Here is a 25,188-nt window from a genome sequence, read left to right as displayed (position 1 = left end):
TATATCGTTTGGAAAAGAAAAGTCAACTTTTTTCACGGTTAACAATGTAAATTCCGGCTGTGACCAGTAAAAGGGCGATGAAAACAATCTTATGCAGGGCTTCGTGCAGCAAAAGCGCTGATAGCAGCACGCCAAATACCGGGATTAAGAAAAAATATATCGATACGCGTCCAACCTTATTATAGGATAGCAGCGTATTCCAGAGTGAAAATCCTGCTGCTGATAGGAACGACAGATACAGTAAGTATACGAGTGCCTGTCCGTTGAAATGGAACGGAGCAATTCCTGCGCCCATTGCTCCGAATCCGAGCAGAAAGAGTGATCCGATCATCATCTGATAGGTAGTCAGATATACGGTGTCAAACGATGCCGCCCGATTTTTAGCCAGAATGCCACCGAGCGCATTGCAAAAAGCAGAAGCGAGCAAAGCGAATTCGCCCAGGCCAAAGGAGAAGGTCAGTGCACCTGTTGTGCCGCTTGCAAGCAGTACACCTGCGAAACCGAGCATGAGGCCGATGATGCGGCGCATGTTCATCCGATCATTGCTATACAAATAGTGGGCAAGCAAAATAGAGAAAAACGTAGCGGAACCACTAATAATCGAGCCTTGAATACCGGTACTGTAACTGAGCCCGATATAGAATAGCACATACTGCAAGGTCGTTTGAAACAATCCGATTTGAAGCAGGGCGGGCAGCGCCGCGCGCGTAATGCGAAGGGGGCGTCTGGTTAAAATCAGGAAGAGCCACAGCATAAGCGAAGCGAGAAAAAAGCGGTAGCCTGCAAACAGGATTTGTTCGGACATCTCGTTTGGTCGAATATCAAGCAGCGGGTAGCTGAGCTTAATAAACGGAAAGGCGCTGCCCCACAGCAGGCAGACAAAAGCAGCGGTGCTGGCGAGTCCAGCTCGTGAAGTGAAAAATGTGCGGGCGTTCATAATACAGTCGAATCCTTTCTATGTTGCCAGTAGCAGTAATCTGGGTATCCTGGCAGGAATTTTGGTAAAAATGAACAAAAAAACACTAAAAAAATATGTATAAATATAGTACAATAACAAACATAGCATATCATAGGCAATATGATCGAGCATATTGCATAGTTTGAGAGGAGACAGAACAGATGAGCAAAGTAGAAACAAAAAAAGGGTATTTTGGGGAATTTGGCGGCAGCTTCGTGCCAGAACCGCTTCAAGCGGCACTTGACCATTTAGAAGTTGCGTTCGAGCAGTATAAGGACGATCCGGAGTTTATTGAAGAATTGAATTACTATATGAAAGAATACGTAGGTCGCCCGAACCCGCTGTATTATGCAGAGCGCCTGACAGAGAAGCTCGGCGGTGCGAAGATTTATCTGAAGCGTGAGGACTTGAACCACACGGGTGCTCATAAGATTAATAATGTAATGGGTCAGGTTTTGCTGGCTAAGCGGATGGGTGTAAAGCGTGTCATCGCAGAGACGGGTGCCGGACAACACGGTGTGGCAACGGCTACTGCCTGTGCAATGTTTGGAATGGAATGTGTGGTATATATGGGAGCAGTTGATGCCAAACGACAGGCGTTGAACGTATTTAGGATGGAGCTTCTCGGTGCTCAGGTTGTTGCTGTGCAGGATGGAGCGCAGACGCTGAAAGAAGCGGTCGATGCAGCTCTCACAGACTATGCGCAAAACTATGAGAATACGTTCTATTTGCTCGGTTCTGCTGTTGGTCCGCATCCGTACCCGACGATCGTGCGTCACTTCCAGTCCATTATCGGCCAGGAAGCGCGTGCTCAGCATCTTGAGAAAGAAGGGCGCTTACCGGACTATGTTGTAGCATGTGTCGGTGGCGGTAGCAATGCAATCGGATTGTTCGCACCGTTTTTTAACGACAGTGATGTCAAGATCGTTGGCGTAGAGCCTGGAGGACGCGGGCTATCTACTGGAGACCATGCGGCTCCACTGAGTGCAGGTGAACCAGGCGTTCTACACGGCTTCAAGTGCTATATGATGAAAGACGAGAACGGCGAGATTGCTTCCACCCATTCTGTGGCAGCTGGACTGGATTACCCAGGTGTTGGTCCAGAGCACAGTTACTATAAAGCGATAGGTCGAGCTGATTATGTAGCAATCGAGGATCAGGAGGCTCTGGCTGCTTTTCACACGCTGTCACGTGCTGAAGGAATTATTCCAGCAATTGAAAGCTCGCATGCGGTAGCATACGCGTTGAAACTTGCACCGACGTTATCGTCGGAACAGACGATTATTGTAAATGTATCCGGGCGCGGTGATAAAGATGTACAGCAGGTGTTTGACATGATGCAACAAAAGAAGGTATAGGCAGGAAAGCCTGGTTCCCCAGGCTTTTTTATATGTACAGTAAAATAATGCGTGAAACCTGATTGGATATTTCGTATAATTTAAAATAGGAAAAAAGTTGGAAGGAGTGTTTCATGAACACTCATTCAAGTACGCACATTTATCTTATTAGACACGGGGAAACCGATTGGAATGCAGCACGCCGCATTCAGGGACATAGCGATATTCCGCTTAATCAGGCAGGCAGAGAACAGGCGCTTCGCCTTGCGGAACACCTACAGCACATTCCGATTGATCGAATTTGCGTGAGTGATCTGCAGCGTGCAGTCGAAACAGCACGACCACTCGCAGCATGTCTTGGATTGCCTCTCCATCGTTTCTATGAGTTTCGTGAACGGAACTATGGAGAATGGGAGGGCAAGAAATATGAAGAAGTGCAGGCAGAAATACCGGATGTAAATACATGGACGGAACAGAATCGCCGCTATAATATCGAGACATTCACATCCATGCAGCAGCGAGGAATGAACTGTTTGCAATCTATTCTTCAGGAGAACAGATCTGAACACCTTGCTGTGATAAGCCATGGCGGGATGCTTAACGCTTTGCTACACCATATGAGCAGCGGAGAATACGGAACAGGAAAAACAAGGTGGACGAATACTGCATGTACCCATGTAGAATATCGAGCAGATACGTGGATCGTACATACGATTAATGATGGAAGTCATTTACAGTAGTCATAGCGTAGTGGGATAGAAAGAGGGCGGAACTGTGAATAATGATCTTGTGCATGTGGAATATAAGCAGGTTATAGCAGATTCATTTTATGCCAGGTACCTAATGGATGTATTTCGGAACAGTCAATCGTTTCTTTCTGCTTCATCGTTCCCTGCTGATGCAGGCTGGCTGTTCGTAGTAGATGGGAAGGGACGTACGATTGCAGGTCGTAGAATAGGAGATACTCTCTGCTCGTTAGAGAAATCGTATCCGGTTCTAGCAACGGAACCATATATCGAGGAGTTGGATGGGAACTGTACAATCTGTGTTCCGGTTTTAGAAGATGTATGGTTTCCGGGCTATGTAGGGGTGATTTTTTCTAATGCGGTTGATTCAAAGTGCGGGCTTTCATTTGTGCAGGGGTTTGCTTCCGTATTTCGCCTTGTACAGGAACAATACGTAGCCAAAAGCATTTCTGCTTGCTTAAAAGCGGTTAATGAAACGCTGCACTTGGATTGTATTATGGAAACTATTTCAGAAAGACTTGCTGCAAGTCTAGATCAGACAGAGTGTCTGGTAATGGTATATGATGCTGAGCAGGATATATCGCCACACTGGATTGCCAGCAAGAAGAGAATTCGGCGCCGGGATTATCATATGATGCGCGATATTCATACAGTGTATAAACAGATTACGAGCCTGTTTACCAGTAAGCGAACGCAGCTCACGAATGAAAATTCGAATATTCTAACTCTTCTTGACAATCCGGATGTTTTTGAAGAAAGCTATGTTATTTCTCCGCTTCGGCATGGTGATCAAATTATTGGTGTGATTGCTGTCCTTCGTTCCAAAGGACAGTCGATTTCAGAGCGGGAGAAGTTGTTTGTAGAGCGCTTTGCCAAAGATTTGAGTTTGGCCGTGTACAATGCCATGATGTATATGCGCCTTGAAAGGGACGAGCAAAAGCGCACGCTTCTGTTTGAGGTAACGAAGAAAATCCACTCCTCTATTAATGTAGAGGATGTACTAGATGCCGTAATTAAAAATACGAAAAAGCTGTATCCGAAAATGCAGGTCGATTTGTGGCTGTCGCACGATACATTTTCCAAACTTCCGGTTAAGCAGTTTACGTTCGATGTGAATGATATCAGTTCACGGGCTTTTATGGAAGGTCGTACGATGCTTGTGCAGTCACAAGGGGAACGAGCACTGACCTTAGCTTCTCCGCTGCGGGGAAAACAGGGGATATATGGGGTTATTGAGCTGTACACGAATGAATCGCTTTCTCTTCATCCAAGAGAAATTGAATACATCACGATGCTTGCGGATACGGCCGGAAGCGCGTTTGAGAATGCGCAGCTGTACCAGCAGTCTCAAAATCTTATTAAAGAACTCCTATTAATTGACGAAATGACCAGTCAGCTTAACAAAAACATTCGGTTAGATGATTTGCTTGCTTCCATTATTCATAAACTCACCGAGACGTTTCGCGCTGAACATTGCTGTATTCTATCTCGCGTCGATGACAGTCCCCGATTTATTATCCAGGCTTCAACTGACAAGCAAGAGGACAATGTTTTCGAAATTAAAGAAGACTGTCGCCTGCGTGATCTGCTTCTCAATAAAGAGTCTCTTCTGCTCGCGGATGCTAGTGGTATGGATGAAATTGTATCGTTATTTTCCTGTCGGTCTCTTATGGCGGTTCCTTTCATTGATAACAATAAGGTAGAAGGGGCAATTGTGCTTACAGATTCTGAGCCAAACCGCTATACCTTTGATGATTTTAAACGCCTACAGATGCTTGCACGTCATGTTAAAGTTGCCGTAACGAATGCATCTCTCCATGCAGAAGTCGAACGTATGGTGATCACAGATAATCTGACAGGCTTATATAGCCGTAAATATTTGTATGATATCATTCGCCAATCGTATCAGCGGGATGCCTGCGGTGCTCTGATTCTGATTGATGTCGATCATTTTAAAAATGTCAATGATACATATGGTCATCAGACAGGAGATGAGATTCTCATTCAGGTAGCGGATGTGTTGAACAATTCAATTCGTCTGTCTGATATAGCAGCTCGCTGGGGCGGGGAAGAAATGGCGATATATTTGCCGCGTGTCGGAGGTGATATTGCGAGACAGGTTGCAGGGCGTCTGCGTGTAAATGTCATGAATGAGACAACACCAAAAGTCACGATTTCAGGAGGAATTGCGGTCTGGTCGCGAGACAGTAGTGAGCTTGATGTGGAAATACTATTCCAGAAAGCAGATGAAGCATTGTACCGTGCAAAGCGCAGCGGTCGCAATCGTATGTGTGAAGCGGATGAAATGAATAAATAAAGCTTCCGAGTGCGGAAGCTTTATTTATCATATAATATGAATGACTATTCAGTCAATTTAAGGGGGGAATAAGAGTGGGCAGTATACCTAGTGTTCTTGAGCACCTTACCATTCCGACACCATTCAATGTGGGTCCGGTTCATATCTTTTGGCTGAAAGGAGAAGACGGCTGGACGCTCGTAGATACCGGTCCGAAAACTCCGGATGCTCTCATTTGTATAGAAAGATTCATGCAGACACATAAGTTTGGCTTTGGGGACATTGCCCGTATTGTATTGACCCATCAGCATGTAGACCATAGCGGATTGGCTGCGTTTGTTGCAGAAAAATCCGGTGCTTCGATTTTAGCACATGAAGGTGCCATTCCCTATATAGAACGAGACCCGGAATTTATGGACTGGCATCATGAGTTTTTTCGCCGGTTATATCGGGAGAACGGGGTACCAGAAGAGATGCTGACTACTGTGGAGCGTTTTCAAGAGATGATGGATATGTATGCTGACCCTGCTCTTATACACGGAACGCTCGCAGACGGAGACGGGCTTCCGGGACATCCAGACTGGCGGACTGTGTACACACCAGGACATACGCAGAACCATATTGCTTTGTATTGCGAGGCAGATGGCCTGATGCTATCGGGAGATTTTTTAATTAAAGAGATTTCGTCGAATGCTTTTATCGAGCCAGCACTGGTAAGAGAAGCGGAACGTCCAAAACCGCTGCTTGTGTATCGTGACACGCTCTACCGCATAGCGTCAATGCCCATAAAGCGGATGCTGTCTGCACATGGAAGCGAGATTGACGATCCACGAGGGCTGATTCAATTTCGCCTGCAGCGTCAGGAGGAACGAGCTACTCGTATTGCAATGCTTTTAGCAGAGGGTCCGCTAACGGTTTTTGAACTGTCAGCACACCTGTTTCCGAAAGTGTATAAAAAAGAGATGCCACTCACATTTTCTGAGATACTCGGCCATCTGGATTTGCTGGAGAGAAATGAGAGGGTACAGCGTGTAGAGTGCGATGGAATCATCCGTTACAAAAATCAAGGGAAATAGTCGAAAAAAACGATGTTTTTTTATGGGCCTCTCGTTATAAGAGAGGTTTTTTTGTCGATTTGTGGTATAATAGGCAAGATAATAAGCATGTGAAAACAGGAGGCAGCCAATTGAAGCGTATTATTTTTTCTGTCCTTTTTTTGGCTATCATGATTTACTTTGTCATGCAGACAGAGCTTGGACATCTCGTACGTACAGGACATGTAAAGCAAGTGGCTGAGTATATTCAATCGTACGGTTGGGTCGCGTATTTGATTGCGATTCTCGCGGTTGTTATCCAGACTTTTTTCCCGATCGTTCCCTTTGTGCTGCTAGCCGGTGCGAATGTCATGGCGTTCGGACTGTGGACCGGATTTTTGGTTAATTGGGTAGGAGCGGTTGCTGCTGCGTTGGCTAACTTTTTTCTGGCTCGTTATGCTGCGCACGACTGGGCTGAGAAGAAGATCGGTCATCACTCTTTTCTAAAAAACTTGAACCGCCACGCAGAAACGCGCGGATTTTTAATTATTCTTCTGGCACGCTGGGTTCCGATTCTTCCGTCCAGTGTCATTAATACGGCGGCTGGGATTTCTAAGATTCCGATCATCTGGTTCGTGTTGGCTACTCTGATTGGGAAAGTTCCAGCTGTACTTTTTGAATCGTTTCTTGGTCATTATTTAATTCATTGGGAGCACCATAAAGGAAAGTTGATAATCATTATCATTGGTCTGGTTCTGTTTGTCCTTGGACTTCGTTACCTGAAAAAGAAGAAAGAACCAACCTTGCTGTCATAGACGCAAGGTTTTTTTAAGGGGGACAGGCTATGAAACGTTCACCGAAGCACACGAAGCAGAAAATAGTTGACGCAGCGGCTGCGCTGTTTGATTCGCAGGGATTTGACCGGACAACCGTGCGGCAGATTGCATGTGCGGCAGATGTGAACGTAGCGCTGATCTCTTATTATTTTAAACATAAACAAGGTTTGCTTGAAGCGATCATGATGGAATATTATGAATTGCTTTTCGCTCGCATGGATGCCTGTAAATCTTGTGACGAGCAAGGCAGGATGGATGTGCAACTGTATCGTATGATTGAGGCGCATATCCGGTTTCAAAGTGAGATGAATCAGACGACTCGTCTTATTCAGCGGGAGCTGTCTGTGGAGTCTATGCTTGGTCGAGAAGTTATGAGTACATATTTGACACGTCTAAAACATTATTTTGTTTCCGTTCTGGAAGAGGGGATGGAGACCGGGGAATTCGAGCTGACTGATGTGGACCATGTAATTATTTGTTTGTTTGCGATAGCTGGATTTCCCTATACATATCCTCAGATTGTGCGAGAGGTGTTTTATATAGAACCACTTGAAGAACAGTTCATTCAGCAGACCGTACAGCAGGTGTATACAGTTGTACGGCAGATTTTGACACCAGCGGCCTCTTCCCGGTAGGTTTTTTGCAGAAAAAGGAGAGAAAAGCAGGAATTTTATCATTTGCACCTAATTTAGTAAAGAGTACAGTTTGATTAAGGCCAAAGGAGTATAGCATGATGAGAGACGCCGGACGACGCATGTCCCGTTTTACCTTTGTTATTGTGGTGCTGTGTATGACAGTACTGTGTCCGCCTGTCGTTTGGGCAGAAGGATTCCCCCCTTCGATCAGCAAATCTGTTATTGATACACAAAATCTACTAAAAGTCGATGAAAAGAAGGAATTTACCAAAGTCGCTGCTGATCTTGCCCAGACCTATAAGTTGCTTATTATTACAGACCCGAAGCCCCTTACACTCACACAGTATGCACAGCAGCTTCCGAGTAAATTTACGATCAACGATACAACGATGGTGATTGTAGTATCGTTTAATGATAAAAAAATAGCGGCGGTTAGTGGCAAATACTTTACAGAGCGGGGCATTACCGAGGAAGTGGTGACGCGTAAAGCAGACAATTTCTTCACGCCATATGCCAAGCAGGGCGCGGTGATGAAGGGGGTTTTGTCATTTGTTCAGTCGATAGACACTGATGTAAAAGATGCAAAACCGACAGAAATAGTAGCACAAACAGCAGCAGCTAACGCTCCGCAAAATGTAGAAGCGTTCCCGGTCTGGCTGCTTGCCGGACTGGCATTGGTCGCAGTATTTGGGATTGGGCTAATTATTGCCTTTACACTGCGCAAGCGTACATTAAAAGAGATTGATGAGACTGATGAATGGCGTATTCGTACATCGGAGCAGTTGAACTTGTTTACGGTAGACCCGTCATGGAAGAAAGAACCGGGGCGAATTAAAGAGAAGTACCTGGCAATTTTAACATCGTTAGATGATCTCAAAAAAGACGCCATTGTAGACGTAGAACTTATTCTTGCGGATGCGGAAGAAATGGCATCTCAGTTCCGTTTTCGGCGCAGTCGCGATATTCTCACAGAAGCGCGTGGAAAACTTATGCATATCGAATCCGATTTGGAGAAGCTGCACATTCGCCTTGAGAATTTGAAAGAAACACTGCAGGACGTTTCAAGTTTTAAAGAAGAAACGAATGATATGCGTCAGAAAGTTGAACGGCGCTTTAGCGAACTGAAAATCCAGTACAATGTTTCATTCCATACGTTGAAAGAACGACTGAATCAGTTGGATCGAGAGACAGGAGAGATCAAGGAGTCGGAAGAAAAGGGAGACTTTCATGTGGCGCGCGATCTGCTGCAGCAGGTACGTGACAATCTGATCGAGATGTCGGAAGAACTAGAGAAGATGCCACTGATTCGCCAGGCGATTATGAAAGATATTGATCAGGAAATTCGCCAGCTGGATGAAGACGCGAAAGAAATGGTAACAGGTGGATACACATCTGGAGAAGAGTTCTTCTTAGCTCGCCTTATCAAAATTCGGGGTAAAGCGGAGATTCTTCCACAGTTATTTGAAGAAGGTAAAATTGAAGAAACAGAAGAACAGATTGGAAAAGTGCGAGAAGATATTGAAGCTGTGTATCAGACGATGGAAGAGATCGTTACGAGCCGCCATCGTTATCGTCAGTATATGACTGAACTGCCACATTATGTGATGGTACTGCGGCAGGACGAACAGTTTCTCGCGGAGGAACTAGAGGACCTCGCGCAACGCTATCAGGTGGAAGAGGGCGAAGCGTTCCGCTACTATCAGCAGATTCCGGTGCTGGTAGCTGATGCAGAAGATGCGCTTGAGCAAATCGCTGCAGCGGAAGTTCCAGAAGCATATGAACGCCATTCTCAGATGCTTACGCAGGTAGCAGAGCGAGTAACGGAAATCATGGAACGACGAGAACTGATTATGAAGGAACTGAACGAATTTCGTAAAGGAGAGACGGCAGCCCTTGCGGAAGTCAAAGATCTACGTGCAAGCGTTGCACGCGTGGAGCAGCAACTGAAGCGGTTGTATCTTCCCGCTATTCCGTCCTACGTAGCTGACAGCCTGCATCATTGTCGTCAGGCTATTGCTTCCGTCGAAGGTGCACTCGCAGAAAGCCCACTTAATATCCAAAAAGCTGAGATGCTACTAAAGCAGGCCAAGGGGCAGGTAGAAAATGCGCTTGAGCAGGCTGCTGAAATGGTACGAGATGTACGGGAGACAGAAGATAAAGTTCAACGGACGAATCGCTTTCGTCGCAAAGATCCGGAGATTGGCAAGCTTCTCAAAGCTTCTGAAACTGCATTTCGTGCTGTACGTTATGAAGAAGCAAGCGAACTGGCCGCTCAGGCATATGACCTTGCTGTAGAACGGTACGGATTGGACTAGCATAGCGATAAAAACAAGAAAACAGCTGCAAAAACGCAGCTGTTTTTTCGTGCAAAAAAAAGAGACGCATTGATGTACAATGCGCCCCCAAGTAAGGGAATAAAGGTGTGAGAGTCAGTTGCAATTTCAAAGGGGAGTAGGTTCATTAGTATACTTCCCCATCTCACAAAATTTTATGCACTGTCTTTCATGCCTGTATTGGCTTTAACAAGCACTTCATCAAATTTCTCATCGCTCTCACGGCGTCCAAGGAATGTGCCGAGATAGGCGGCAAGGAAGCCGACTGGTACAGAAATGAGAGCAGGATTAGTCAGACTGATCAGCGGAGTACCTTCAAAGATCGCTTTGCCTGAAGGACCGAATACGTTCGGACTTACGGCTACAAGTATAAGGGCAGTGAAGAGCCCTACGAACATCCCTGTGACAGCTCCTGCTGTATTAAAGCGACGCCAGAAAATTGTGTAGATGATAACGGGCAGATTGGAACTTGCTGCTACACAGAATGCAAGAGATACGAGGAACGCTACGTTCATTTTTTGTGCACCTAGGGCAAGAATAACAGAGAGAACGGATACACCGACGGAAGCCCAGCGAGCTGCTACCATTTGTTCCTTTTCGGTTGCCTGGCCTTTGCGCAGAATATGACTATAGAAGTCGTGGGCAAAAGCGGAGGCTGCTGTCAGTACAAGACCTGCTACTACTGCAAGAATCGTTGCGAATGCTACCGCTGCGACGAAAGCCATCAGCAAGTCGCCACCGAGTGACTGTGCAAGCAGAGGAGCTGCCATGTTACCAGCTGCATTTGCTTTCATGATCGCCTCTTTACCTACGAATGCAGCTGCACCGAAGCCAAGGAAGATCGTCATGATATAGAAGAAACCGATCAACCATGTTGCGTATACAACGGATTTGCGTGCCGTCTGCGCATCCTTAACCGTGAAGAAGCGAATGAGGATGTGCGGGAGACCAGCTGTGCCAAGTACAAGTGCGATGTTGATTGAAATTGTATCAAGACCGTTTTTGTATTTTACGCCTGGATTTAGATAAGCTTCGCCGAGCGGTGTTGCTTCTTTCATATGGTTGAACATCTCAACGAAGCTAAAGTTGAACTTCGCAAATACCATAACGGAAATGATGAATGTACCGATCATGAGCAGAACGGCTTTAACGATCTGCACCCAGCTCGTTGCAGTCATGCCGCCGAAGATTACATACACAGTCATCAGTGTACCAACAATTAGAACGGATGTCGTATAGTCAAGACCAAGAAGAAGTTTAATAAGTGCACCTGCTCCAACGAGCTGAGCAATCATATAAAAAGTAGAAATGGTAATCGTGCTAAGCGCGGCAACACCACGAACTTTACTGTTGTCAAAACGGGCTGCAATCATATCAGCCATCGTATACTTACCAAGGTTACGCAGCGGTTCGGCTACAACGTAGAGAACAACGAGATACGCCACGAGATAACCAATACTAAAGAAGAAGCCGTCAAATCCAGACAGGGCGATTGAGCCAGCGATTCCGAGGAATGAGGCAGCTGACATATAGTCACCGGCAATGGCAAGTCCGTTCTGCCATCCGGTCAGGCCGCCGCCTGCTGTATAGAACTCACTTGTTGAATTCGTTCTTTTAGAGGCGTAGTATGTGATCAGGAGAGTTGCCCCTACGATGAGAAGGAAGAATATAAATGCTGTTGTATTCATTGATTATTTTCCTCCCTTGTTTTCTTCAATGATTTCATCTGCAATTTTGTCAAAGGAGGTAGCTTTACTGGAGTAGATCATGCAGAGCGACCAGGTCATGATGAATTGTGCAAAAGCATATACCCATGCCCATGTAATAGAACCGATTGCCGGGGTGTTAAGTACTTTGCTGTATGAGGTCATAATAGGCAGGACGTAGTAAAACGTAAAGAAAAAAATGCAGATAGGAACGATGAAATTGCGCTTGGTAGTCATTAATTGCTTAAATTTTGCAGACTGTACGATCGCGCTGTAGTTTACTTTTTTTCCGTGGGAGCCTCCTGGTGTCGAAGAGTTGCTTTTTGCAAAACCAGCCATTCTTTTCACTCCAATCAATATAGTATGGTTACTGTACATGTGTACGAGCAAAACAGTGCGACAATGCCACCCCCTCAAAAAAAAGCGTTTTCAAATTAATGTAAGCGCTATCTATTTAAATATTAGAATATTTTAGAAAATTTGCAAGAACTTTTTTTGGACAAACGTACTTGACAAAAAACCGTATCATTTTTTAAGAATGATACGGTTGTGTGAATGATGCCTATTAAATTCGGATGCCGCGTACCTGGAACTGGCGAATAAGCTTTTGTTGCAGCCATTTAGCTGTATTAAGCGCTTTCTTTAGTCGAATCTGTTCGTTTTTCGGCAGAACTGCGACATGCAGCTCATTGGAAAGCGGTATTCCGGATTGTAGTTGACGCATGTTTTCCCGAATCCGAAAATGGAGAAGTGTATTGAAGGAGTCGAGTACTTCGTCCTCTTCTTCCTTTGTAAATGTTCCTTTGCTGGTGAGTGCTGTGAGCCTTTCAAGTGTCGAGACAGCTTCAACATTTTCAAAGATTGCGAGCAAGCGCATAGCATTCACAAAATGGACAAGTGCGCCTCCTTTTATATCAATCCCATCTTTGATTTTCTTGTCGTACACGATGCGTCCAAACATACCAAGCGGTACACCACATGACGCATCATCTTCGGCAAGTAGATTGTACATAAAAGGAAAATTCTTTTTGCGTATCATAAAATATTGGCGCAGTTCATGAGCGAGCTTCGCCTGTCCATAGACTGGGCGGAAGTCCAGGAAAATGGTGAACATCCGAATTTCTTCTCCCTGCATGTGATTGAACCAGGCTTCGATCATATACTTCCACTCGGCCAGTGATTTACGCCATTTTTTGTTGGTTGCCATCACATCCCCTTTGCAGCGAGGGAAGCCGCACTGTTCGAGTCCTGCTACAATTTTTTCAGCAAGGGCGGCGAAATAGGTGTCTACTTCAGCAAGATGAATGTCATTATCAATATCTGGATAAATAATGCCGTTGTCCTGATCGGTGCTGAGGGTCTGTTCTTTGCGGCCTTCGCTTCCCATTGTAATCCAGCAGTAATCAGTCGGTGGGGTGCCGAGCCCCGCTTCAACCATAGCCTGCTCAGAAAGCTCGATAATTCGGCGAAGCACACGGTCATTCAGTTCGGTGATGATGGTACAAATCTCATGAGCAGCCGCCCCTTCTTTCATCATGCGGTCCAGAAAGGCAGTAATATTCGTATGATGCTCCGCAAGCTTCTCAACTGTATCAGCTTGGTCAATCGTTTTCACCATGCCAAGTACAGATTGCCCGCGAAAGTCGGATAGCTTTCGCAGTGTGATGACACCTTCGACTTTGCCTGCCGATACGACCGGCAGGTGTTTGACCTGATGTTTCATCATAAGAAGCATTGCCTCATAGAAAAAGGCGTCATCTTCCACCGTAATAACATTCTCTGTCATAATGTCGCGTGCCTGACGAGTGGGTATGGTGGTGTGAGAAGGAATCAGCTTGATTAAGTCGCGTTCGGTGATGATGCCGAGAAGCGCTTCTTTCTCCATGATGAGTACTGAGCTTACTTTTTCATCTAGCATCGCGGAAGCCACTTCTACGATGCTGGTTTCTGGCAGAACAGATGTAAGGGTATGATCCATCATCTCGCCTACACGCTTGCGGTATGGATACGTTTCGAGCCCATGATGGTGCTCGGATGTCTCAGCGGCAAGCGCCTGATACATATGCTGCAAGCGTCGACTGATATCATGTGTCAGTTGTTCAGCAAACAGCGCCTGCTCATGGATCAGTCGATTAAACAGTGGCTTGGCAATCATCAGGAACTCGCAGTCTTCCACTGTCTGGACAGAAAAGCGGGATGAGTCTTCTGCGAGTGTATTAATCAGACCTGCGAGTTCACCTGGATGGTAGAAGCGAACGGCAAATTCTTCCCCGTCATCTGTCATCACTGTATTTTTAGCTAGCCCTGTAATCAAGAAAAACAGGTCGTTGTCACGGTCGCGCTCATGAATGACAAAATGATTTTTTGGAAAAGAAACAATTGTAGAAGAATCAACAATCTCCGTTATGATTGCTTCTGGAAGTACGCGAAACAGCTCATTTTGCCGTAGCATTTCTTTTACTCTTGCTTTCATCTCATCAGCGCCCCTTGTCTTTTTGTTTTAGCGGAACAAAGTGATCCTCCACTCCAAGGGCTTGATGTGCGGCAGCATAGCCTGCGGCATGACCTGTTGTAAAAGCGACCGTGATGTTATATCCGCCCGTATGCGCGTGCACGTCAAGCACTTCCCCTGCGAAGAAGAGGCCTATCTTGCGTTTGGACTGCATGCTTTTCGGGTCGATTTCCTTGATGCTGACACCTCCTCCAGTGACTGTAGCTTGCTCAAGTGGCAGTGTGCCGGTAACCTGTACGGGGAACTGCTTGAATAAACGTGCGAATTCTGTCCAGGTCGTACGACTAATGTGTGCGTATGTTGTATCTTCGCTGATGCCGCATTCTTCTAGTATCGTACGCAGCAGACGCTCAGGCACATACGTACGCAGAACATTCTTAACTGCTTTCTTTGGCTCTGCCTGCATGAGAGCCAGTGTTTCTTGTTCAATCTCTGAGATGCTTTTTTCCGGTATTATATCAATTGTTACAGATAATGGGATAGACCCAAACTTGCGTTGTGTAACAGAAACATAGTGGCTGACCCTAAGCGCTGCTGGACCGGAAATACCGAAGTGGGTGAACAGCATGTCGCCTTCTTCAACGCATATTTTTTTTCCTTTCGGATTCCATAGCGTAAGTTCGATATTTTGCAGAGAGAGCCCCTGTAGCTTTGCTTCTTTGATATAAGGATTATCGGCTGTGAGAGGGACAGCGGTTGGGAACAGCTCTGTAATGACGTGCCCGGCTTCTTCTGCCCACGGATACGCATCTCCCGTAGAGCCAGTTGCCGGAACAGAAGCACCGCCCGCAGCTACAATCACGGCGCTAGCTTGTATAATTTCACCTGTACGAAGCTGTACACCGGTGACAGATTCATCATCGAACAACAGACATTCCACCGCTTCATTCGTCCGGATAGTAACACCAAGGCGACGGATATCGCCGAGCAGAGCGTCCACTACGCTTTTGGCTTTATCGCTTGCGGGAAACATCCGGCCCCGGTCTTCTTCTTTTAGCGCAATGCCAAGTCCGGTAAAAAACTCTATAATGTGTGTATTGTTAAAGCGGGATAGCGCACCGAATAAAAATCGGCCATTGCCTGGGATGTTTTTCATCAATTCTTCCAGGGGTTTGGCGTTCGTCACATTGCAGCGTCCACCGCCCGAGATCATTAGCTTGCGGCCTAGCTTGTCTCCCTTATCAATAAGCAGTACACGGGCATTCTGCGCAGCCGCTGCCACAGAGGCCATAAGCCCTGCTGGACCGCCTCCAATTACAATTACATCCCAATCAGTCACAAGTATCCACCTTCCTTTTCTTCTCTTATTCTGAAGAGAGTGGGCGATAATTGCAAGAAAGCGGGTAAACAAAGAAACATTCGCAAAAAAGAAAGGGTTTTCATTTATTGTATAGAATATTACGAAATATTGAATAATTACTACTTTATACAGAAAAGAAGGGGAAAAAATGAGCGAAACAATCCAGACTTCCGGGCAAGAACAACGTGTTCTGCTACACAACGAAATTGAAAAGCATGTTCGTCCTGATACATTTCCATTGGCGATTCGGGTATTACGACCAGGTGAAGAGGTTTCGGCAAAGGCAAAGCGTCCACTGCGTGATCTGCATGTACAGCTGAGCATTTGCCAAGCTATTACCATGTCACGCCGCTACGGCTGGGCGATTGCACTGGGAGGAGAAGATGTATCCTGTCCGATTGCAAAAGCTGTTTTTCACTTTGAAGAGCCGCTTGAATTTTATACGAAAGGGAATCTGGCACACGGGATGTATGCAGAAACACAAGCATGTGGAGAGCTGTCTGAAGCGGCAGTTCCGAAGTTTACAAAAGAAGAGAGTGGAACGATTGTAGTCAGCCCGCTAAACCGTGCAGAGTTCGAGCCGGATGTCGTAGTGGTATATGGTAACTCGGCCCAGGTAATGCGAATGGTAGCCGTTTCTCTTTACAAAACAGGTGGAGCGATTACGTCCGAATTCTCGGCACGTGCTGACTGTGCAGAGTTAATTATCCGCACCATGCAGGCGGACAGTGCGCAGGTTATTTTGCCGTGCTACGGTGATCGAGTGTTCGGTCAGACATATGATCATGAAATGGCATTCTCTTTCCCATATCGTATGGCAAGCGATGTCATGGAAGGATTTGCAGGTACACATCGAGGCGGAGTACGTTATCCGATCCCATCGTTCTTGCACTACCAGGCTAAATATCCGGCCACATATGAAAAATTAAATGATATGTGGAAAGAGCAAGAATAAAAATAAAAAGAGGGCAGCGAATTCATCGCATGCCCTTTTTTTATTTTTTCAGAATTTTTGTTGACGTTTTCTGAGAACGGTATTATTATATAACACAAGAGGATGTTTTTAGATCTGTATTAATACAAATGAGCGGAGGGAATTTTATGAATCAGACTAAAAAGAGAACACACTTGGAATTCGCTGTATTGCCAGCAGGTACAGCACAAAAGAAGCTCAAACAGCGAATCAATACTTCGCTTTTAACTCGTAAATAAACGATACAGACGAACCGTGTCTGTGTCTTTTTTTTGTTTTTCACTATAAAAAAATTATTCAGAATTTTTTGTTGACAGACAAGTTTTACCTGATTATTATATAACACAAGAGAGATTAAACAATCTGTATCAATACAATTCAAAGGAGAGGTTAACATGACAAACAGCACGGCTCAAAATCAGGCAACGACAGGCACACAGCCAGCAGTAAGCGGGGGGAAGAAACTGCAGGATAAAGTTACAGTGATTACAGGCGGCAATGGAGGTCTAGGCCGTGCGATTGCGCTGTCCTACATTGCAGAAGGCGCAAAAGTTGTGCTTGCAGCCCGCAATGAAGAAACCATGGCCAAAGTTCATAAAGAAATTGAAGATCTGGGCGCGGACGTACTAAGCGTTGCGACAGATGTGGCCAGTGAAAGCGACTGCAAAAATCTGTTTGAAAAAACAATCGAGCGTTTTGGTCGCGTCGACATTCTCGTCAATAATGCAGGCATCTCCGGCCCAACAGGATCTGTTGCAGAGCTGTCGCTCGAAGATTGGAATACGACGCTGAATATTGATATTACAGGTTCATTCCTTTGCACGAAAGAAGCAGCGAAACTGATGATTCCACAGAACTCCGGTAACATCATCAATGTATCCTCGATCTTCGGCAAACGTGCCTATCCATACCGTTCTCCATACGCAGTAGCGAAGTGGGGGATGATCGGCTTCACACAGAGCGTGGCGGCTGAGCTTGGAAAACACAACATTCGCGTCAACTGCATCTGTCCGGGCCCGGTACAGGGACCTCGCATTGAGCGTGTATGGCAGAAGCGTGCCGAAATCCGCAATGTGCCATGGGAAGTTATCCAGGACAAAATGCTCCGTATGGCAGCACTTCGTCGTATTCCGACAGAAGATGAAGTTGGCAAAGTGGCACTATTCCTTGCATGCGACGATTCTGCAAGTATGACAGGGCAGTCCTTGAATGTATCCTGCGGAACGGAAATGAGATAAAAACAAACAAGAAAAGGTGGGCACATACATGTCGATTCATCAGTTTCTGTCGCCGGAAGTTATTGTAACAGGTGCCGGCTCGCTTCAAAAAACAGGAGAATATGCGCTGCGCTATGGCATGCATGCGCTGATTATAACAGATCGCATTCTCGCTGATCTGGGCATAACCAAACCGCTTGAAAAAGTGTTGAAAAAAGCCGGAATGAAAGTCGCTGTTTTCTCTGATATTTCCGGCGAACCAACCTTGAGTGAAGTCAACCGTGGGCTTGCACTCTGTGAAGAAGAAAATTGCGAAGTACTCGTGGCTATCGGGGGCGGCAGCGCCATTGATACAGCTAAAGCGATCTCGATGATGTATAACAATCAGTCGCCAATGTCTCAATATATGGGTATGGAAAAAGTGCCGGCACCGGGTCTGCCGATCATCGCCATTCCGACGACAGCGGGAACTGGATCAGAAGTAACGCGTGTAACGGTTATCACAGATGAAGAAACCGATGTCAAAATGATGATCGCAAGCCGCTTTCTTGTTCCGCGTGTGGCGATTCTTGATCCGGAACTTACGGTAAGTTGTCCAAGGGGTGTAACAGCTGGGACCGGAGTAGATGCGTTGACACATGCAATTGAAGCGTACATTTCGCGCAAACAGCAGCCTCTTACTGATTCGATGGCGCTATCAGCCATTCGCCGCATCTATCCGAATTTGGAGCGTGCCTGGCTGAATGGAAAAGACATGGAAGCGCGAGAAGAAGTGCTGATCGGTGCTATGGAAGCAGGACTTGCGTTCAGCAACGCATCCGTAGCACTTGTGCATGGGATGTCACGTCCGATTGGTGCCCTGTTCCATGTACCACATGGAATTTCGAATGCGATTCTGCTTCCTGGTGTCATGCGCTATTCCATGCCTGCTGCGGTATCACGGTTTGCTGATATTGCCCGTGCTATGGGAGCGGATACAACGGGCATGTCTGATGAAGAGGCGGCAGAGCTAGCAGTAGAAATGGCAGAACAGCTGTGTGCGGCCCTGCAACTGCCGACGCTCAAGCAACTGAACGTCGATCCAGAGAAGTTTATGGAAGCAGCGCCTAAAATGGCACATGACGCGCTTGAAAGTGGCAGTCCGGGCAACAATCCGCGCCTGGCGACGGCCGAAGAAATTGTTCAACTATATAAGGAGTTAGTCGAAAAATCATACGTCTCCGAGGGGGCATGACGAATGCAGTCTACAACTACCCCCTTTCGTTTCCACAAGCTTGCGGAGGTCACAACACGACCTCCGCAGGTTATCGTCTGTCCGACTTGTCACAAGCTGTATCAGAAATCACGGCTTGTAGAGGAAGTGTATACGTGTGAATGCGGATTTCAATTCCGGCTAACGGCTAAAAACCGCATTAAAACATTGCTGGACCCGGGCAGTTTTACCGAGTGGGACGCAGGGATCACAAGCAAGAATCCGCTTGATTTCAAAGGCTATGATGATAAGTTGCAAAAGGCAACGCTTACAAGCGGAGTAAATGAAGGGGTTATTACTGGCATAGGTACACTGCATGGGCAGCGAGTAGTAGTAGCGGTAATGGAGCCACTATTTATGATGGGAAGTATGGGGTCATCGATCGGAGAGAAAATCACACGTGCGATTGAAGGAGCAACTAGAGAACAGGTACCTGTCTTCATCTTTTCTGCTTCAGGAGGTGCCCGCATGCAGGAAGGCGTGCTGTCGCTTATGCAGATGGCGAAGACGAGTGCCGCTCTACAGCGCCACAGTGCGGCTGGACTTCTCTACATCTCGATTCTCACACATCCGACGACCGGCGGTGTAACGGCAAGCTATGCGATGCTTGGAGATATTATTTTGTCGGAGCCAGGGGCGCTGATTGGGTTTGCCGGGCGGCGCGTCATTGAACAGACGATCAAACAAAAATTACCGGATGGCTTCCAGAGCGCTGAATTTCTGCTTGAGCATGGCATGCTTGATGCAATCGTGCCACGTAAGCAGATGCGAGAGACGCTTGCCCGCTTTGTGGCCCTGCACCGGAAACCGAAGGAATGGGAAGCGTATGGAAGTTGAGAAGTCAACCAGCTCTCCGCCTGTCAGCATAACGCCCCGCTCAGCCGGAGAACGGGTGAGGCTGTCGCGCCATCCGGAGCGACCACTGACAAGCGATTATATTAACTATTTGTTCCCTGATTTTATCGAACTCAAGGGCGATCGCCTGTATGGGAATGACGCTTCACTCATTACCGGGCTTGCCACATTCCAGGGTCTTCCGGTGACGATTATCGGGCATGAGAAAGGACGGGGAACGCGCGATAAAATTATGCGTAACTTCGGGATGTCACAGCCGGAAGGATACCGGAAGGCGCTGCGCCTGATGAAGCAGGCCGAAAAGTTTGGTCGTCCGATCATTACGTTTATTGATACACCGGGAGCGTATCCAGGACTTGAAGCGGAAGAGCGTGGGGTTGCGGAGGCGATTGCTCGCAATCTGCTCGAGATGGCCGGGCTTCGGACGATTGTCCTTAGTGTGGTAATTGGTGAAGGCGGCAGTGGTGGTGCGCTTGGGATCGGCGTAAGTGACCGGCTGTTTATGCTGGAGAATGCATACTACTCAGTTATCAGTCCGGAAGGCTGTGCATCGATTCTCTGGAAAGACGCAGGCAAGTGGGAAGAAGCAGCGGTCTCATTGAAGATTACGGCGGATGAACTGCTTCGGCTTGGTATAATCGATGAGATTTTCCCCGAACCGCTAGAAGGGGCGCATACGAATTTGGAACAGACTGTGTACTATGCAGGGCGCCGTCTCGCCCATCATCTTGATATCTTGCTGCAAAAAACGATGGACGAAATTGTAGAAGAGCGGTATGCCCGGTTGCGTCGTCTGGGTGAATGCAATATTTTGTCGGAATAGTCAAAAAGAAAAGGTTTTCTTCTGGTGATTATTGGGTGGTATAATAGGAGATACAAGTTCCACACAACAATCATTTAGGAGGGAGCTTATTTATGGAAAGATATTTAAAGATGCTAGCCGGGCGTCATGGCCATGAGGCACATCGGTTTGTCGTTGAACTGATTCGTCAGATTACGTTTGATGCTAGCCTTTCTCCGAAGGAACGTACAGATGAGATTAAGAAAATATATTGGGCACTGGATGAACACAGCACGGTCCAGAAGTAGAGACGGGTTTTTAACCTGTCTTTATTTTTTTGGATAGGGGAGGAAATTCCAGAGGACGAAGCGAATAAACATTCATAGGCGGTGTAAAAGGCAGCGATGTATATTTATTTATCAACATCGTAAAAACTAGGAATATGTTTTTTAATATCTGAATATTCTGTATACAGTTTGCCTTTTGCAGCTTCAGTCAGTCAGCAACGACATACTTCCTTGTGAATTCATATTCGGCAGAAGGAGGAGTCATTTATGCACATTCTGGTCTGTGTCAAACAGGTACCAGACACAAAAATCATCAAAATCGACCCGAAAACGAACACGCTTGACAGGAGAGGGGTACCAGCAATTCTGAATCCATATGATACACATGCGGTGGAAGAAGCGGTACGTCTGCGTGCGCGCTATGGCGGAAAAGTATCTGTTTTATCGATGGGTCCACCGCAGGCTGTAGCGGCCATTAAGAAGTGTGTCGAGATTGGTGTTGATGCAGGGTACCTGATTTCAGACCGCGCATTTGCCGGAGCTGATACGCTTGCGACAAGTTATGCGCTGTCTCGTGCCATTAACCGAATTACAAAAGAGGAACCGATCGATCTTGTTATTTGCGGCAAAATGGCCATCGACGGGGACACAGGCCAGGTAGGACCGGGTATTGCCCGCCGTCTCGGTATTCCTCCGCTGACAGGAATCAAAAAAGTAACAGAAATTGATGAAAAAGCGAGACAGATGACGGTGCACCGTAAGATCGAGGACGGTTATGAGGTGTTGCAGTCCTCTCTTCCATGTCTTCTTACTGTAGAGAAGGACATTAATGAAGTGCCGTATTCTCCGCTTCCGAATATGATTCGTGCTGCTCGTTTTGAGCCGGTTGTCTGGACCGTGAACGATCTTGAAGACGTAGACCGGGGACAGCTCGGTCTAAAGGGATCGCCGACAATTGTTGGTAAAATGTTCAGCCCTCCAAAGCCTGAAGGCGGCAAGCGGCTTGAAGGAAATGCAGATCAGCAAGTGAAGCAGCTAGTAGATATATTGTTGATTGAGAAACGTGAATTGCTCATACAAGGAGGGGGGCGATAAACATGGCAGTTTCCATCTCCGCCGCTTGTATTTCATGCGGCTCATGCGTAGATACATGCCCGGTAAGTGCGCTTTACCTTGGACCGGACAAATGCGAGGTTGATACAGCAAAATGTGAAGAATGCCAGGATTGTATCTCGGTATGCCCGACTGAGGCAATCAGTCTACCGAATCCAGTGAAAGCGAAGAAAGCCGCTCCACCTCCTGTTGTAGACGAGAAAAAATCGGAAACCGCCCCTGCTGCCGCGATGGAATCGTCTTCCACAGATCCGGTAGCAGAAGCGAAGCCTGCGGCGCAAGGGCGGACAGACAAGTTTGCCGATCATGAAGGAGTATGGGTATACATTGACCATATGGATGGTGAGATCGTAGGCGTGTCACTTGAGCTTCTGGGAGCGGGGCGCCGTCTTGCTGATAAGATGAACGCGCCGCTTGCAGGCTTTATGCTTGGACATAATGTGGAGTCGCTTGCCAAGACATGCTTTGAATATGGAGCGGACATTGTATATATGATTGACGATCCGTTGCTGACGGATTATCGTTCGGAGACGTATATGAAAGGCACGGTTGACTTGTGCAACAAGTATAAGCCGGAAATGATTCTATATGGCGCGACTCCAAACGGCAAGGATTTATCAAGCGCGGTCGCGACTGAGCTTGCTACCGGGCTGACAGCTGACTGCACGATGCTGGATGTGAACGCCGAGCAGCGCTTGCTTGAAGCGAGTCGTCCGGCATTCGGCGGCAATATTATGGCAACTATTCTGTGTAAGAACCATCGTCCGCAGATGGCGACTGTACGTTCTAAGGTGATGAAGGCACTAGAACGGCAAGTAGGTCGCACCGGACAGATTATTCACGAGACGCTCGGTATGCACGAAAAAGATTTGCAGACGCGTGTACTTGAGATCGTTCGCGAGACGAGCCAGCGCGTCAAGCTGGATGAAGCGCATATCATTGTCGCAGGTGGCAAGGGGCTTGGCGATGCAAAAGGATTCCAGCTTTGCTATGACCTTGCAGAAGTAATCAATGCAAGCGTGGGAGCGACTCGTGATGCGGTAGAGGCAGGCTGGATCGACCATCATTACCAGATCGGCCAGACGGGTGTAACGGTAACACCAAAAATTTATTTTGCGATTGCGATTTCGGGAGCTGTGCAGCATATTGTGGGCATGCAGAACTCGGAATTTATCATTGCGATTAACAAGGACCCGAACGCGGCCATTCATAATGTCGCGACCTACAGTATTGTCGGCGATGCATTCGAAGTGGTGCCGAAGCTTATCGAAGCATTCAAAAAAGCAGTCAAAGGCGGTGAAAAAGTTCATGTCTGAGAAATTTGATGCGATTGTCGTGGGAGCTGGTCCGGCCGGTATTTCAGCAGCTTATGTAATGGCAAAAGCCGGATTGAACGTGTTGCTTATTGAGCGTGGGGAGTATCCGGGTTCGAAAAACGTAATGGGCGGCGTATTGTATCGCCACCAGATGGATGAGATTATTCCTGGTTTCTATAAAGAAGCGCCGCTCGAACGTCCGATTGTGGAGCAACGTTTCTGGATGATGGGAGAGGAATCGGTTTTTACAAGCGGCTACAAGGGACTTGAATGGAGCAAAGAGCCGTATAACAACTTTACAGTGCTGCGTGCCAAGTTTGACCAGTGGTATGCCAGTAAGGCGGTTGAAGTAGGGGCGTTGCTCATTAATGAAACGGTTGTAACTGAGTGCATTGTCGAAGATGGACGTGTCATCGGTGTACGGACCGATCGACCGGATGGCGATGTGTATGCGGACGTGGTTGTCATAGCAGATGGCGTCAATTCGTTGCTCGGCAAGTCACTCGGCTTCCATAAAGAGTTTAAGCCGAGCGATGTTGCACTTGCTGTTATGGAAGTTATCGATCTGCCAGCTGAGAAAATCGAAGATCGATTTAATTTAGAGCCGAACCAGGGGACGACGATTGAGATTTTTGGAGATGCGACGAAAGGGATTCTCGGCACGGGTTTTATTTATACGAATAAAGAAAGCATCAATATTGGTGTTGGGGCTACACTATCAGGCATGATTAAGCACCGCCTTCGCCCGTACGACTTGCTTGATTATTTGAAAGATCATCCGATCGTTCGTCCGCTTATTCGCGGTGGCGAGCCAGCGGAATATGCAGCGCATCTCATACCAGAAGGCGGTTATAACGCTATGCCAAAAATTGTCGGCAATGGCGTTGTGCTTGTCGGAGATGCGGGACAGATGGTTAATGGCATTCACCGCGAAGGCAGCAACATGGCGATGACGGCTGGGCGACTGGCAGCGGAGACGATCATCTTGGCGAAGCAAGCAAATGATTTCTCAGAGAATATGCTTGATACGTATCGAGTTCGCCTGCTTGACAGCTTTGTTGGACGTGATTTGAAGAAATATAAAGATGCGACGCATACGTTTGAGACGCATCCGCAATATTTTAATGACTATATTCCGATGATTAACAAGGCAGCGAGCCAGTTCTTTACGATTGATGGTGTGCCGAAGCGGGATAAGCAGAAGAAGATTTTCCGTAGTTTGACAGAAGGCAAAAGCAAACTTGGCATGGTGCAGGACATTTATCGCGCATGGAAGGTGATGAAATAATGAGTCTGGTACCGCGTACGAACACACTGGAAGAAAAGCAGTATTTGCTGCGCTACCGTGCTGATAGCCAGTCGCATCTGCATGTGCTTAATAATGATGTATGTGCGACAAGTTGTCCCGATAAGTTGTGCACGTTGTTCTGTCCGGGTGAGGTGTATAAATGGGAAGGAAAGCGGATGTCGGTCGGGTATGAAGGATGCCACGAGTGTGGATCATGTCGGATTGGCTGCCCATATGAAAATATTAAATGGGAGTATCCAAAAGGTGGGCATGGGATTGTGTTTAGGCTGGCGTAATAAGAAAGGAAGTAGTACCAGTTTTATTGAAAAAATCGACCGAAATTCAATAGATGTGACCAGTTAAGAGGGCTGAAAATGCCCTCTTTTTTGATGCCTTTGTTCCTTCTGATACCG

Annotated in this window: 22 protein-coding genes and 1 pseudogene; 18 read left to right on the top strand and 5 right to left on the bottom strand. The window is 46.8% G+C overall.

Annotation, left to right across the window (positions count from 1 at the left end):
* Positions 1-22: 22 nt before the first annotated feature.
* Positions 23-937 carry a DMT family transporter gene (locus CB4_RS17245; RefSeq protein ID WP_096466990.1) on the bottom strand — a complete coding sequence of 305 codons (915 nt, stop codon included), beginning with the start codon at positions 935-937 and terminating at the stop codon, positions 23-25.
* Between the two features lie 182 nt (positions 938-1,119).
* Between CB4_RS17245 and trpB the strand changes: the two genes are divergently transcribed.
* From trpB to CB4_RS17210, 7 genes are all read left to right on the top strand, one after another.
* Complete coding sequence (trpB, locus tag CB4_RS17240) at positions 1,120-2,316, top strand: tryptophan synthase subunit beta (RefSeq protein ID WP_096466989.1); 1,197 nt, start codon at positions 1,120-1,122, stop codon at positions 2,314-2,316.
* Between the two features lie 113 nt (positions 2,317-2,429).
* Positions 2,430-3,035, top strand: a complete 606-nt coding sequence (locus CB4_RS17235; RefSeq protein ID WP_096466988.1) for a histidine phosphatase family protein — start codon at positions 2,430-2,432, stop codon at positions 3,033-3,035.
* A 34-nt stretch (positions 3,036-3,069) separates the two neighbouring features.
* Positions 3,070-5,358, top strand: coding sequence for a diguanylate cyclase domain-containing protein (locus tag CB4_RS17230; protein WP_096466987.1), 2,289 nt, complete (start codon positions 3,070-3,072; stop codon positions 5,356-5,358).
* A gap of 74 nt (positions 5,359-5,432) precedes the next feature.
* Positions 5,433-6,413, top strand: a complete 981-nt coding sequence (locus CB4_RS17225; RefSeq protein ID WP_157738038.1) for an MBL fold metallo-hydrolase — start codon at positions 5,433-5,435, stop codon at positions 6,411-6,413.
* A gap of 149 nt (positions 6,414-6,562) precedes the next feature.
* Positions 6,563-7,186, top strand: a complete 624-nt coding sequence (locus tag CB4_RS17220) for a TVP38/TMEM64 family protein (RefSeq protein WP_231956057.1) — start codon at positions 6,563-6,565, stop codon at positions 7,184-7,186.
* A gap of 29 nt (positions 7,187-7,215) precedes the next feature.
* Positions 7,216-7,842, top strand: coding sequence for a forespore capture DNA-binding protein RefZ (gene refZ, locus CB4_RS17215; RefSeq protein ID WP_096466984.1), 627 nt, complete (start codon positions 7,216-7,218; stop codon positions 7,840-7,842).
* Between the two features lie 95 nt (positions 7,843-7,937).
* Complete coding sequence (locus CB4_RS17210; protein WP_096466983.1) at positions 7,938-10,157, top strand: septation ring formation regulator EzrA; 2,220 nt, start codon at positions 7,938-7,940, stop codon at positions 10,155-10,157.
* A gap of 173 nt (positions 10,158-10,330) precedes the next feature.
* Here CB4_RS17210 and CB4_RS17205 read toward each other — a convergent pair whose 3' ends face one another.
* The 4 genes from CB4_RS17205 to CB4_RS17190 form a co-directional block, all read right to left on the bottom strand.
* Positions 10,331-11,863, bottom strand: coding sequence for a solute symporter family protein (locus tag CB4_RS17205; protein ID WP_096466982.1), 1,533 nt, complete (start codon positions 11,861-11,863; stop codon positions 10,331-10,333).
* A gap of 3 nt (positions 11,864-11,866) precedes the next feature.
* Positions 11,867-12,220, bottom strand: coding sequence for a DUF485 domain-containing protein (locus CB4_RS17200; protein ID WP_096466981.1), 354 nt, complete (start codon positions 12,218-12,220; stop codon positions 11,867-11,869).
* A gap of 226 nt (positions 12,221-12,446) precedes the next feature.
* The gene (locus CB4_RS17195) at positions 12,447-14,354 is read right to left on the bottom strand and encodes a DUF294 nucleotidyltransferase-like domain-containing protein (protein WP_096466980.1); all 1,908 of its coding nucleotides are present in this window, start codon (positions 14,352-14,354) and stop codon (positions 12,447-12,449) included.
* Positions 14,355-14,358: 4 nt separating this feature from the next.
* Positions 14,359-15,624, bottom strand: a complete 1,266-nt coding sequence (locus CB4_RS17190) for a BaiN/RdsA family NAD(P)/FAD-dependent oxidoreductase (RefSeq protein WP_231956272.1) — start codon at positions 15,622-15,624, stop codon at positions 14,359-14,361.
* Positions 15,625-15,841: 217 nt separating this feature from the next.
* Between CB4_RS17190 and CB4_RS17185 the strand changes: the two genes are divergently transcribed.
* The 11 genes and pseudogenes from CB4_RS17185 to CB4_RS17145 all read left to right on the top strand — a co-directional run bounded on the left by CB4_RS17185 (position 15,842) and on the right by CB4_RS17145 (position 25,071).
* Complete coding sequence (locus CB4_RS17185; RefSeq protein ID WP_096466978.1) at positions 15,842-16,648, top strand: DUF169 domain-containing protein; 807 nt, start codon at positions 15,842-15,844, stop codon at positions 16,646-16,648.
* A 413-nt stretch (positions 16,649-17,061) separates the two neighbouring features.
* Positions 17,062-17,904 carry an SDR family NAD(P)-dependent oxidoreductase gene (locus tag CB4_RS17180; protein WP_096466977.1) on the top strand — a complete coding sequence of 281 codons (843 nt, stop codon included), beginning with the start codon at positions 17,062-17,064 and terminating at the stop codon, positions 17,902-17,904.
* Positions 17,905-17,938: 34 nt separating this feature from the next.
* Positions 17,939-19,117 (top strand): iron-containing alcohol dehydrogenase, encoded by a 1,179-nt coding sequence (locus CB4_RS17175; RefSeq protein WP_373681372.1) that lies wholly within the window; start codon positions 17,939-17,941, stop codon positions 19,115-19,117.
* Between the two features lie 3 nt (positions 19,118-19,120).
* A complete protein-coding gene (accD, locus tag CB4_RS17170; protein ID WP_096466975.1) occupies positions 19,121-19,972 on the top strand; it encodes an acetyl-CoA carboxylase, carboxyltransferase subunit beta in 852 nt (283 codons plus the stop codon).
* Entirely contained in the window at positions 19,962-20,813 is an 852-nt protein-coding gene (locus CB4_RS17165; RefSeq protein ID WP_231956056.1) for an acetyl-CoA carboxylase carboxyltransferase subunit alpha, read from the top strand. The genes accD and CB4_RS17165 overlap by 11 nt, the downstream gene beginning before the upstream one ends.
* A gap of 92 nt (positions 20,814-20,905) precedes the next feature.
* On the top strand, positions 20,906-21,079 hold the full coding sequence (locus tag CB4_RS21170) for a hypothetical protein (RefSeq protein WP_157738036.1): 174 nt from the start codon (positions 20,906-20,908) through the stop codon (positions 21,077-21,079).
* A 246-nt stretch (positions 21,080-21,325) separates the two neighbouring features.
* Positions 21,326-22,153, top strand: coding sequence for an electron transfer flavoprotein subunit beta/FixA family protein (locus CB4_RS17160; RefSeq protein ID WP_096466973.1), 828 nt, complete (start codon positions 21,326-21,328; stop codon positions 22,151-22,153).
* A gap of 2 nt (positions 22,154-22,155) precedes the next feature.
* A pseudogene (locus CB4_RS21715) lies at positions 22,156-22,251 on the top strand (4Fe-4S binding protein); the annotation flags it as partial.
* 255 nt (positions 22,252-22,506) lie between these two features.
* Positions 22,507-23,487, top strand: coding sequence for an electron transfer flavoprotein subunit alpha/FixB family protein (locus CB4_RS17155; protein ID WP_231956271.1), 981 nt, complete (start codon positions 22,507-22,509; stop codon positions 23,485-23,487).
* Positions 23,480-24,775: an FAD-dependent oxidoreductase gene (locus CB4_RS17150; RefSeq protein WP_096466971.1), complete on the top strand. Its 1,296-nt coding sequence runs from the start codon at positions 23,480-23,482 to the stop codon at positions 24,773-24,775. The genes CB4_RS17155 and CB4_RS17150 overlap by 8 nt, the downstream gene beginning before the upstream one ends.
* Positions 24,757-25,071 carry a ferredoxin family protein gene (locus CB4_RS17145; RefSeq protein ID WP_096466970.1) on the top strand — a complete coding sequence of 105 codons (315 nt, stop codon included), beginning with the start codon at positions 24,757-24,759 and terminating at the stop codon, positions 25,069-25,071. The genes CB4_RS17150 and CB4_RS17145 overlap by 19 nt, the downstream gene beginning before the upstream one ends.
* The last annotated feature ends 117 nt before the right edge of the window (positions 25,072-25,188 follow it).

This window comes from Aneurinibacillus soli, from assembly GCF_002355375.1.
Taxonomy (GTDB): Bacteria; Bacillota; Bacilli; order Aneurinibacillales; family Aneurinibacillaceae; genus Aneurinibacillus; species Aneurinibacillus soli.
This window is presented reverse-complemented; position numbering and strand designations above follow the sequence as displayed.

Bases quoted from the DNA above. Each gene is read 5' to 3' on its own strand.
- CB4_RS17245 (WP_096466990.1), bottom strand. From the start codon at position 937: ATGAACGCCCGCACATTTTTCACTTCACGAGCTGGACTCGCCAGCACC.
- trpB (WP_096466989.1), top strand. From the start codon at position 1,120: ATGAGCAAAGTAGAAACAAAAAAAGGGTATTTTGGGGAATTTGGCGGC.
- CB4_RS17235 (WP_096466988.1), top strand. From the start codon at position 2,430: ATGAACACTCATTCAAGTACGCACATTTATCTTATTAGACACGGGGAA.
- CB4_RS17220 (WP_231956057.1), top strand. From the start codon at position 6,563: ATGATTTACTTTGTCATGCAGACAGAGCTTGGACATCTCGTACGTACA.
- refZ (WP_096466984.1), top strand. From the start codon at position 7,216: ATGAAACGTTCACCGAAGCACACGAAGCAGAAAATAGTTGACGCAGCG.
- CB4_RS17210 (WP_096466983.1), top strand. From the start codon at position 7,938: ATGATGAGAGACGCCGGACGACGCATGTCCCGTTTTACCTTTGTTATT.
- CB4_RS17205 (WP_096466982.1), bottom strand. From the start codon at position 11,863: ATGAATACAACAGCATTTATATTCTTCCTTCTCATCGTAGGGGCAACT.
- CB4_RS17200 (WP_096466981.1), bottom strand. From the start codon at position 12,220: ATGGCTGGTTTTGCAAAAAGCAACTCTTCGACACCAGGAGGCTCCCAC.
- CB4_RS17195 (WP_096466980.1), bottom strand. From the start codon at position 14,354: ATGAAAGCAAGAGTAAAAGAAATGCTACGGCAAAATGAGCTGTTTCGC.
- CB4_RS17190 (WP_231956272.1), bottom strand. From the start codon at position 15,624: ATGGCCTCTGTGGCAGCGGCTGCGCAGAATGCCCGTGTACTGCTTATT.
- CB4_RS17185 (WP_096466978.1), top strand. From the start codon at position 15,842: ATGAGCGAAACAATCCAGACTTCCGGGCAAGAACAACGTGTTCTGCTA.
- CB4_RS17180 (WP_096466977.1), top strand. From the start codon at position 17,062: ATGACAAACAGCACGGCTCAAAATCAGGCAACGACAGGCACACAGCCA.
- accD (WP_096466975.1), top strand. From the start codon at position 19,121: ATGCAGTCTACAACTACCCCCTTTCGTTTCCACAAGCTTGCGGAGGTC.
- CB4_RS17165 (WP_231956056.1), top strand. From the start codon at position 19,962: ATGGAAGTTGAGAAGTCAACCAGCTCTCCGCCTGTCAGCATAACGCCC.
- CB4_RS21170 (WP_157738036.1), top strand. From the start codon at position 20,906: ATGGAAAGATATTTAAAGATGCTAGCCGGGCGTCATGGCCATGAGGCA.
- CB4_RS17160 (WP_096466973.1), top strand. From the start codon at position 21,326: ATGCACATTCTGGTCTGTGTCAAACAGGTACCAGACACAAAAATCATC.
- CB4_RS17155 (WP_231956271.1), top strand. From the start codon at position 22,507: ATGGATGGTGAGATCGTAGGCGTGTCACTTGAGCTTCTGGGAGCGGGG.
- CB4_RS17150 (WP_096466971.1), top strand. From the start codon at position 23,480: ATGTCTGAGAAATTTGATGCGATTGTCGTGGGAGCTGGTCCGGCCGGT.
- CB4_RS17145 (WP_096466970.1), top strand. From the start codon at position 24,757: ATGGAAGGTGATGAAATAATGAGTCTGGTACCGCGTACGAACACACTG.